General features: G+C 49.6%; 7 protein-coding genes and 1 pseudogene. 6 read left to right on the top strand and 2 right to left on the bottom strand.

Going from position 1 to position 10907, the window contains the following annotated elements:
- Both T504_RS14460 and T504_RS0111470 read right to left on the bottom strand, forming a co-directional pair.
- Positions 1-247: pseudogene (locus T504_RS14460) on the bottom strand (IS5/IS1182 family transposase); the annotation flags it as partial.
- Positions 248-358: 111 nt separating this feature from the next.
- Positions 359-2467, bottom strand: a complete 2109-nt coding sequence (locus T504_RS0111470; RefSeq protein ID WP_156033538.1) for a cyclic nucleotide-binding domain-containing protein — start codon at positions 2465-2467, stop codon at positions 359-361.
- A 200-nt stretch (positions 2468-2667) separates the two neighbouring features.
- Between T504_RS0111470 and T504_RS0111465 the strand changes: the two genes are divergently transcribed.
- From T504_RS0111465 to gdhA, 6 genes are all read left to right on the top strand, one after another.
- Positions 2668-3021: a hypothetical protein gene (locus tag T504_RS0111465; protein ID WP_033171221.1), complete on the top strand. Its 354-nt coding sequence runs from the start codon at positions 2668-2670 to the stop codon at positions 3019-3021.
- Between the two features lie 134 nt (positions 3022-3155).
- Positions 3156-3737: a ComEA family DNA-binding protein gene (locus T504_RS0111460; protein ID WP_033171220.1), complete on the top strand. Its 582-nt coding sequence runs from the start codon at positions 3156-3158 to the stop codon at positions 3735-3737.
- Positions 3738-3759: 22 nt separating this feature from the next.
- Positions 3760-6156, top strand: coding sequence for a DNA internalization-related competence protein ComEC/Rec2 (locus T504_RS0111455; RefSeq protein ID WP_033171219.1), 2397 nt, complete (start codon positions 3760-3762; stop codon positions 6154-6156).
- Between the two features lie 79 nt (positions 6157-6235).
- Positions 6236-6424 carry a hypothetical protein gene (locus T504_RS0111450; protein ID WP_033171218.1) on the top strand — a complete coding sequence of 63 codons (189 nt, stop codon included), beginning with the start codon at positions 6236-6238 and terminating at the stop codon, positions 6422-6424.
- Between the two features lie 25 nt (positions 6425-6449).
- Entirely contained in the window at positions 6450-9038 is a 2589-nt protein-coding gene (locus T504_RS0111445; protein WP_051635352.1) for a 3'-5' exonuclease, read from the top strand.
- A 139-nt stretch (positions 9039-9177) separates the two neighbouring features.
- On the top strand, positions 9178-10527 hold the full coding sequence (gdhA, locus tag T504_RS0111440) for an NADP-specific glutamate dehydrogenase (protein WP_033171217.1): 1350 nt from the start codon (positions 9178-9180) through the stop codon (positions 10525-10527).
- Positions 10528-10907: the final 380 nt, after the last annotated feature.

The following is a 10907-nucleotide window of genomic DNA, read 5'->3' as shown; positions in this document are numbered from 1 at the left end:
GAGAACTGAAAATATGATTCATTCCGGCATAGACAATGATGGCCAACATCTGCCTTGGCGACGCCAAATTTCGATTTATTCGCTGATAGGTCTTTTCCAGTGCCGTAATATCCATACCCCCAATACAATGGCGAAGCAGGCGGACGGGGTCATCTTTGCCAATCTGAAATTCAAGATTAAATGGAAGAAATACTTGATAGCTTCCTTCAAAAGACGTATAATCTTTTTGTGAATTTGGTTTTTGCATATCTAAATTCTACACCTAATCCCGAGGCATTCAAGCCCCGGGATTATTTTTTTGCACATGAAAAAGGACTGCTGCACGTCACATTACGTGCAACAGCCCCTTTTGCTTTGGTTATAATTTCAAATATTTTACTTCGTTGAGGATTTCCTGCGGAACGGCATCTGGATTCATGCGCTGTACTTTGCGAAGTACCAGGTCAACGGTGTGGACTCTGGAATTATGAGCGACGTTCCAACGGTCCATAAGCGGAGCGTATTGTGGGTTGGTGCCGCGTTCCTCGCGGAATTTCTGGGAATAGGTGCAGTATTTGAACAGAATTTCCCGGGCAATCTTATTGAGACGTGGCATGCCAAAGGCTTCATTCTGAATGTATTTTTCATAATCGTTCATGAATATGACTTTATAGTCATTGCGAGCCTTTTGCAGGGACATCTTGATGCGTTCTTTGATGTCAGCGGATAAGTAGCCGTTTTTGCGGTAGAACTGCAGATAGTTGGTGTATTCAGATGTAAGGGATGGTTCCGATACGTCGGCGTAACGAACTCCCTGGATGCGGCGGCACATCTCCCAACGGAATTGGGCACACATCTGAACTACGGTATTGTCCAAATCTTCGGAGTGATAGATGGAAATCATCATATGGGCCGGTGTGGTGCGACGGACGCCTTCGATTTCCTGCCACATGAGGCCGCGGCTGCCAATGTTGGGCATCAGAATGATATATGGTTTGACCTCAACATCGTAAATAAAGTGCGGAATCTTGAACTCCGGGAAGTTCATCAGCGTGGGTCGGTAGAAGCAGCTGTAGTCGATGTCGGTGACTTTGGTGAACGCTTCCCGGACACGGGCCGGGCTGGCCAGACATTTTTCCAGCGGGCGGACGACATCCTGAGCATTGAAAATTGGCACAAAGGTGGCAAGGCGGCCATAGGTTGCCTTGTTGGCAATCGTGACCATATTGCGAATTTCAAAGGAAACCATTGCCTGCGTATCGTTTTGCAGGGCATCGGATTCCGCCTGCGAAATGGAACCTGTACGGAGTTCTTCGCGTAGGTATTCGAACCAGTCGTTATCGAACTCGTTTTTCGACGGAAGCGCCTGTCCGCGATAGATTTTTAGCAGCCAATCGTAGAGCGATACGATGCGTTCTTCCGGATCGTTTTCCCAGCCAACGGCAGTCTGGTAAAGAATCTCCGTGTTGGCTGTTCCTGCAAGGGTCTCGTCGACGAACCCAAAGAGGAAAAACATGCGAACCTCTACCGGAAGGTGATCCGTATTGAGGCTCTTGAAGAACGCCGCTTCATAGATTTTATAGAATCCGTCGGAAAGGCTTCGGCGAAGATGACGCATCTCATCGGATTTTTCCAGGCGGTCTTCGGTATCGGTATAGGCCCGTACATCCTTACGGAAGGTATCCGCGGTTTCCTGGTCGACGCCAGAAAAGGCCAAAATCATATCCAGGGCATTCTGGATATGTGGGGCGGCATTCGAATCGCCGCGATTGTTGGTATCAACGCGGGATTTTACATTATAGAAGGCTTCGATAAAGGAAGCCGCGCCAGATTTTGTCTGTTCGACAAAAGTCAGAACCGAAAGAAGTTCCTGACTGAATTTGCGGCTGATGGTGGAAGCGCGCATGACCGTTTCCACGCAGAAGCACACATCGAGGGGGTAATACCCTTTGTCCAGTGCACCTCGCTGGTTGCAGTAAGCACGGCAGAGGTCAGCCTCCCAACTGGAATCAAGACCGGACGATTCCAGAGGAATCAAGTGCTCGACAAAATCGAATTGTGCTGGCGTTGCGCCGAGCTGGACACACATAAATTTATACTCATTGTAATTGTATTTTAGTTCTTTGCAGAGCGTTATGGCTGCATCGGTAGTTGCCGTGAGGGAGTCCAAGATGGCAGCGGCGAGCTCCATATTGGCGGCGGCGATGACTGGTGCTATCGCCGGTGTTCCGGTTACGGCTTCCACGATATCGTCAGGCGTCAGGTAATCCATTGCCATTAAGGTGGAATCTTCTGCGGCCACATAATCGAAGGAATATGTTTCACCCGGCAGGTAGGCGGTTCCCGCCATGGAACCACTGCCTAGGCGCACGTTTACGTCATTTCCATCGGTCATAGTAAGCGCACCAGCCAGAACGATTTCGAGGGTCTTAACCTCGTCCCCTTTTCGATGCAATACTTGACCTTTCCCAATCCTAATCTTCTCCACGAAGTAAACCTCCTTGGTTTCTTTGACATTCAACATTCACATCATAATTTTACTCCAATCGCGGCATTTATGGCAAGCACGGGAAGAAAGAACAAGAAAAGTCATATAATTCAGTAAACAATGTTACATGTATACATGCATACAATTTGCATTACATGTAAACATATGCTATTATTTATCCATGGATGGAGGAATGATGTATGTATACAAAAGAAATGTACGTTACCAGAATCAAGTTCATAGCACTGAGCCAAATCAGCCAGATTATGGATGCTGTCAAAGAAACTCCATCCGGATATCGCAGAGATACACGGGAGTATCTAGAGGCTATGTATTACATAGTAGATAATATGTCAGCAGCGAGATTATCAGAAGTGGTCAATACGGTTCATGACAGTTATGCAGAAGTCGGTATGGATGATGATGGCTATGTGGCCGATTCGCTGATGACCATTGCCTTGGCCCAGTATCAAAATGAGCTCGGAGAGCGTAATGTCTATGATATGGGCTGGGATCGTATGGTGGAGGATTTCTTCCGCACGGCGATTGCCTGATTTTCCCTGTTTTTTATTCCCGCCAACAACTTATCATAATAAACGAAAAAACTCCTGTCAGTGGGCAGGAGTTTTTTCGTGCGCCACGAAGTAGCAGGTATTTGGAAGGAATTTAGGGAAGGGAGGGAAAAATCTTGCCAATGTATAAGAAGTCCTTGTGGATTTTGCTGCTGCTGCTTACTGCCATTGCCGTTGGAACGGTATATGGTTCCTATGCCCAGGAAAATGCTGTGGTGCTGGATGAAGCCAGTCATGAGGAAAACGGGCCTGGTGCCAACATTACCGTCTATGTGACTGGTGCCGTCAATAAACCCGGAATGGTGACGGTAAAAGAAGGCGCACGGGTGGGAGATGCCGTAAATACCTGTGGGGGGCTGCTTCCCACTGCGGATCAGGAACGTATCAACATGGCGCAGGTATTAAAGGATGGGGAACAGGTGAAGGTACCGGAACGAAAAACTGCCCCAACGGCCAGTTTCAAAGGCAGTGAGCAGAAAGCAGGGAGCACGGCCAAGGAAAATGGCGGGTTAATCAATATCAATACCGCGGATGAAAAGGAGCTGGATTCTCTGCCGGGGATTGGTCCGGCCATGGCGAAACGGATCATCGAATATCGGGAGACTGAGGGGAGTTTTCAGCGCATCGAGGATATCAAGAAAATAAAGGGAATCGGCGAAGCCAAGTTTGCGAAAATCCGGGATAAGATTTGCTTGTGAACTCTTGGGGGAGTGATTGTAAGTGGAGACGGGACAGCATCCGCAACTCTTTTTGGCAGGCTGTCTTGCTGTGCTGTGTGCAGGAATTGCCGCGGGGAAACTATTTGGCACTCCCGGCTGCGGAGTGTTGGCGGTTACGGTTATCCTGCTGTTGGGACTTGCTGCTCTGATGGTATGGCGCCGGAGTCGTTTATCCTGGCTGATATTTTTCCTGTTGTTTTTCGCAGTGGGAATGATTCGTTTTATGGCAGTGGATAAATTGCCGGAGCAGGATATTTCTCATTTTGCCCATCAGGAGGTCAAGGTCACGGGAATTTTGCGGGAGGAGCCACAGATTGCCGAGGATTTGACCGGTCAAAAAAAGATACGCTATGAAATTGATGTGTCAAACGTCAAGGAGGGCGAGCAGGAACAGTCCGTTTCGGGTGGGATGTATGTTTATAGCCGCGTCAATCCGCAAGAGGTTCCCCAAGTTCAGGTCGGTGACGAAATCACAGCGGCGGGAAAAGTCAGAATCCCGCAGGGATATCAAAATCCGGGACAGCTGGATACGAGGACTTTGTTGAAGGCACAAGGGATAACGGCATCGCTATCTACGGGCAAGCAGGGGATTGTCGTAATGCCGCGGGAAACGAAAGCCTTTGCTCGCTGGATAATAAGTATCCGGGAGCATTATCGGAACCAGCTGGTAAAGGTTATGTCCAAGGAGGATGCGTCAGCGGTTTTTGCCATGTTGTTTGGTGGCTATGAGGGGATCAAACCGGAATTGCTGCAGGATTTTACGGCAACGGGAATTGTTCATATCTTGTCGGTATCCGGTTCGCATATTAGCCTTCTGGCGGCGGTGATGGCTTGGCTTTCCGGACTTTTGCGATTGCCGAAAGGGATTACCGCTGGTTTGGTTATCGGGGCAATCGTCTTGTACTGTATTCTATCCGGCTGTGTTCCACCGGTGATACGAAGTGGAATTATGGGGGGACTTACCTTTCTGGCGCTGGCATTGGAGCGGGAGAAGGCGGCTGGTTTTATTTTGCTCCTGACAGGGATCGTGATGGTGGCGATTTCACCGCTGCTGCTTTTTCATATCAGCTTTCAATTGTCTTTTCTGGCAACTGCAGGACTGTTGTTTTTGGCGCCGGGAATTCGCCAGTGGTTTCGGCTGAAACGGGTACCGGAGCTGGTGGCTGGCAGCATGGCCATCACGATTGCGGCTCAGGTGGGGACACTGCCGGTTTTGGCTTGGTATTTCAATCAGCTCTCTTTGTCGTCGCTTTTGGCCAATCTGTTGGCCGTTCCTATCATTGAATTGATTCTGGTGCTGGCTTTGTTTGCTGGATTGGCAGCCCTGGTGATTCCCTTGGCTGGAGCGGTACTCTTTACGGGAGTAAGTTTGCTGTTGGGGGTGGTGGCAGAAATCGTCCGGATTTTGGCCAGGCTTCCTGCCAGCCAGATTTGGGTGCCGTCGCCGAATGCCCTCGGGGTGCTTGTCTATTATTTGCTGCTGGGTGGTTTCTTGCTAAAGGAAGAACAGCGGAATTTTTTAGGCCAGCAGTTGGAGAAAAATAGGCGTCTGTTGGCTGCTGGGGGCATCGCGGGCATTTTGGTGTTGGGGGGATGGCGCTATGCGCATCCTCCAGAGCTATTGGTGCATTTCGTCGATGTAGGACAGGGGGATTGTTGTCTCGTAGTGACTCCAGGAGGGCATGCCTTCCTATTTGATACAGGGGGGACAAGGGATGGTGCCTTTGATGTAGGCGAGCGTGTGGTAGTGCCTTATTTATCGCATTACGGCGTGCAAAAATTGGATGCTGTATTTTTGACTCATGCCCATGAAGATCATGCGGCAGGTGGTGGCGCCATCTTGCATAAAATCCCTGTAGGCAAAGTTTATACTGCGCGAGAAGGTGTGTCTGCCTACGCCAGAAGCATGCGGTTAGGCGATAATGATCCGGTACTTTTAAAATTGGAAGCGGCCAGACAGGGGAGCCGTTTACAAATCGATGGAGTAATCATTGAGGTCTTGTATGCGCCCGCACTTTCCGCAGAGCTGACGGCCGGCAATGAGGCATCGAATGTCTATCGCGTATCTTATGGACGCGCAAGTTTCTTGCTTACGGGGGATTTGACAAGCGCGAATGAACGGAATCTTTTGCAGGACGGAATCAATCCGGAAAGTACGGTGATTAAAGCCGGGCATCATGGGAGCGATACATCGAGTTCACAAGAATTCCTGCAGGCAGTTCATCCCTCCTGGGCGGTGTTTTGTGTCGGGCGGGACAATCGGTTCGGACATCCCAAAGAGACGGTACTAAAGCGCTATCAAGAGGCGGGGATTAAAATCTATCGGACGGATGAGGATGGCGCGGTGGTGTTCCATACCGATGGACGGACGATGCAGGTGGAGACCTATGCCTCCTGAGGGCAGGGAATGGAAGGCTTGGTGTCGAATAAGAATACTCGGATAAAATGCAGAATAAGTCATTTAGGAGGAAGTGTTTATGACAGCAGCAGAGTTTAGAGAAATGGCCCGGGCTGAGGGGGTATCAGAATCCGCGATTGAGCGCGAGATTGCTATGCACGATAAATTTATTCGCATGGGGATGCAGCCGGCATCGTATGAGGAAATGATAGCGGCTATACGCACGAAGTCCTGTGTTGCGATTTTTGAGTCATCACTGAATTCCTGATACTCGGCGAGAGAGGGGACCATCCTTGGATATTTCGGATTTAAATGAAGCACAGCGAAAAGCGGTGGAGGAGCTGGATCAAAATATCCTGCTGCTGGCACCGGCGGGAACTGGCAAGACCAACACGCTGGCCTGCCGAATTGCTGGCATCTTGGAAAATCAGCGGGCACTGCCGGAGGAAATCCTGTGTTTGACTTTTACCAACAAAGCCTGCCGGGAAATGCGGCAGCGGGTGGAGGAAAAGGCAGGTGAAGCAGGCAGCCGCGTACTGGTGCGGACCTTCCATGGATTTTGCTATGATGTGATTAAGGCTGAAGCAAAGCGGCACTCGGATTTGTTTTCGGATTTTATCTTGTTCGATGAAACAGATTCCAAGGCAATTCTCAAAGAAGTTTTGGAGGAAGTTTGGCCGCTTAAGGCTGTGCAGAATTTAGTGGCACAGTTGAAAGAAAAACGGGCGGAATATCATTTTTTCGGTGCCAGTGATCAAGAGGACTATCGAAAGACTTTGGCAAAGCTGTTAGATACAGCGGCTGGTGAGGTGCGTTCCCTGGCTGTCGATGATACGTATCGGTATTATGAGCGGCTGTATCAGGGCTGGCAGGACTGGGGGCCGAATGTGGCGGCCGAGTATGACCAGCGCATCCATGAGCTGCATGGAATGGATTTCACGGATCTCATCGTGCGGGCGGGAGAACTATTTTCCCAGCCAGATCTGGCACAGCGCTGGGCGCAACGCTTTGTCTATATCAATATCGATGAAGTGCAGGATACCAGTGCGTTGGAGTATGATATTATATCGCGTATCTTTGGCAGCAGTCATCTGTTGCTTTGTGGGGATTATTTTCAAACGATTTATGAGTGGCGCGGGTCGCATCCGGAATTGGTACTGCGAAGGTATCAGCAGGATTATCATCCGTGTCGTATTGTGCTGCACGAAAATTACCGGTCAACGCAGGTACTGCTCCGGGCTTCTTTTGCGAGTCTGCAGGATTTGTTCCCCGAACGCGTGTCAGCACTATATCCCGAAGGCATCACAGCGGTGCGTGCAGAGCGTGGGGAACCGATTGTCTTCAAAGGAGCCATGGATTTTTCGGAGGAGGCTCAGTGGATATATTATACGATTCAGCAGCTGCCGGTAAGCGATTATTCCCGGGTTTGTATTCTGACGCGGAGCAATCGGTATAATAAAGACCTGTCGGCTCAATTTCGTTCACTGGGACGTATGCAGCCGGAGGGGCAGAGGCTGCCGTTTATGCTGATTGATGAGGTAAAATTCTTTCGCCGTCAGGAAGTGAAGGACGTATTGGCCTTTTTGCGGTTGATTGTCAATAAGCATGATGTGGCGAGTTTTGTCCGCATTTTAAACCGTTTTGGGCAGGGAATCGGTCCAGCGACAATCCGCAAGTTGTCCGCGGAGGAATATCGACGCGCGGGCATCCGTTTGACGGATTTCCTCGATCCTTATGCCAGAAAGGATGGCGATCCGTTTGGCCTGCTCGTCAATGCTTGGGAGCAGGAAAATCTGGTGGTTTTCGATGTGGAGGCTACTGGGGTGGATACGACGCGGGATGAAATCATTCAGATCGCGGGCATCCGGCTGAGAAAAGATGGCACCATCAAGGAGGAATTTCAGCGGATACTGCGGCCGACGCGGCGGGTCGGTGATTCGGTCCGCGTGCATAAGATGACGGATGAGTGGCTGCAGGCAAACGGCGAGGATCCAGCGGAAGTTTTGCAGGATTTTTGTGCCTTTGCCAAGGGCGCGGTGATTGTAGGACATAATGTGACGTATGACCTCAATATTCTCGGAAGTCACTTGTCGCGGCTGAATCTGCCAGCGTTTTCCTATATTACGTATTATGATACCTTGGATATTTTTCGCCGCTTCTATCCCAATCTTCCTAGTTACAAATTGGAATATTTGGGGGAATATTGCCACGTAAGTCATAAGTCCTCGCATGATGCGCTGGATGATATCAAGGCGACGGCAGAAATCCTTCACTATGTCATGGAGCGGGAGATTCGCAGTCAGCAAGAGCGGCGGCAGCAATTGCTGGCCGAATGGATGGAAAAATTTTCGGATTGGGCTGTGCTGATGGATGGTTTTCGTGAGCAGGCGCTAGTCCTTCGCCCGTGGCAGCTTCTGGGGAAAATCGTGGTGGAAGCTGGCATCAGCGATTACTACCAAAAGCACAAGGAGCTGCAGCGCATAGAAAATCTGCGGGATTTGTTCCGTCAGGCGCGGGATTTGGATGATCGGGGGATTTCGCCGCTGGATGCTATAAATCGTTTTTTGCGGTTTACGACGCTTTCGAATACGGAACTTGATGCGCTGACCCAGAAACCGCAGATTCCCATAATCACGGTTCATCAGGCCAAGGGCTCGGAGTTTGATTATGTGTTTTTGGCGGGGATGCAGGAGGGAACATTCCCAGGATTCCAGGCTGATAAATCCGGCCGGCTGGCTGAGGAGGCACGGCTTTTCTACGTGGCAATCACCAGGGCTAAGCGACAGTTGTTTGTGTCATGGACACAGCAGCAATACGGGCATTATCGTCACATGAGCCGATTCCTGCAATCGATTCCGCGGGAATATGTGCGCAATGAATAGGAGATAGTGGGAGGAAATAATACCTTTTACATTAAAACTATATACAATTGCGACAAAATATAGTATACTGAAACCGTTGTAGATACATATTTATGTAATCTTGTAACGGTAAAATAATTTCATAAAAGGAGCGATTACTTTGGCAGACATGAAACAGTATGTCCAGGATACCCTGGATCTCATTGCAAAACGTGACCCCGAACAGCAGCAGTTCAAAACCACGGTTTCAAAAGTCTTGGAGACTGTCGTACCGGTTCTGGAGAAACATCCGGAATACAAGGAACAAAAGATTCTCGAGCGCATGGTAGAGCCAGAGCGTGTCGTCTCCTTCCGGGTACCATGGCAGGATGATAAGGGAGAGATTCACATCAACCGCGGGTTCCGCGTGCAGATGAACAGTGCGGTGGGGCCGTATAAAGGCGGTTTGCGTTTCCATCCCAGTGTTAATCTCGATATCTTAAAATTCCTGGCTTTCGAGCAGGTTTACAAGAATGCGCTTACGGGCCTTCCTATCGGTGGAGCGAAGGGCGGTTCGGATTTTGATCCGCATGGGAAATCGGATAATGAAGTTATGAATTTCTGCCAGAGTTTTATGACGGAGCTTTACCGTCATATCGGCCCGCATGTTGATGTGCCGGCTGGTGATATCGGCGTGGGCGGCCGTGAAATTGGCTATTTGTTTGGTCAGTACAAACGCATCCGTAATGCGTATGATGCAGCTGTGCTCACCGGCAAGCGCGTGGACTATTGGGGCAGTTTGGCGCGTCCTGAGGCTACGGGATATGGTTTGCTGTATTTTGTTAAGAATATGCTCGACGACAAGAAGATCAGCTTGAAAGATAAGATTCTGGTGATTTCCGGTTCGGGCAATGTGGCAACCTATGCCATCGAGAAGGCTCAGCAGCTTGGAGCAAAACCGGTAACATGTTCCGATTCCAATGGTTATGTCTACGATCCGGATGGCATTGACCTGGAGGCGGTAAAGGAAATCAAACAGGTTCGTCGTGGCCGCATCAAGGAATATGTCAATACGCATCCCAAGGCAGAGTATCATGAGGGATGCAAAGGGGTTTGGTCGGTGAAATGCGATATCGCCCTTCCGTGTGCAACGCAGGGTGAGATTGATTTGGAGAGCGCCAAAAAGCTGGTGGCCAATGGAGTCATTGCGGTCGGCGAGGGGGCGAATATGCCGTCTTCGTTGGAGGCTATTGAGTATTTCCAGCAGAACAAGGTATTGTTTGCACCTGCCAAGGCAGCAAATGCCGGTGGGGTAGCGGTATCGGCACTGGAGATGTCGCAGAATTCCGAGCGTTTGCAGTGGACGTTTGAAGAAGTGGATAACAAGCTCAAGGATATTATGAGCAACATTTATCGTAGTTCCAAAACGAATGCAGAAAAATATGCGGATCCGGATGATTTGGTCGCTGGTGCTAACATCACGGCGTTTGTAAAAGTTGCGGACATCATGATTGCTCATGGTGTGGTATAATCACAGGTAAAAATGTGCCCTCGATGCGTTGGCGGATAAGCTGACGCATCGAGGGTATTTTCTTTTACGATTACAGTTTATCGGTTAGTGGAGCCTCATTCGAAGCAGCTCTTCGCCGCCGCTAGGGGCAGTGCCAACACTACGCGGGAGATGTTTTCCTAAACGAAATTTTTATCTTAAATTAAGCATCGAAAAAGTTGCAAAACGCGCTTCGCTTGAACGGTAGCAATTTTTCGACGAACGGTGAGGATAAAAATTTCGTTCTTCACGGAAAACATCAAACGCTTCGTTTATGGCACTGCCCCTAGCGGCGGCTGAGGATGTGGCGAGTTTCCCCAAGCTTCACCCTCCGAGGGCATAGTAGCTTCGTGCCGACTCTA

It is taken from the genome of Selenomonas sp. ND2010 (assembly GCF_000702005.1).
Classification (GTDB): Bacteria; Bacillota; Negativicutes; order Selenomonadales; family Selenomonadaceae; genus Selenomonas_A.
This window is presented reverse-complemented; position numbering and strand designations above follow the sequence as displayed.

Excerpts from the sequence above, each read along its gene's own strand:
- T504_RS0111465 (WP_033171221.1), top strand. The coding sequence starts at position 2,668 with ATGTATACAAAAGAAATGTACGTTACCAGAATCAAGTTCATAGCACTG.
- T504_RS0111450 (WP_033171218.1), top strand. The coding sequence starts at position 6,236 with ATGACAGCAGCAGAGTTTAGAGAAATGGCCCGGGCTGAGGGGGTATCA.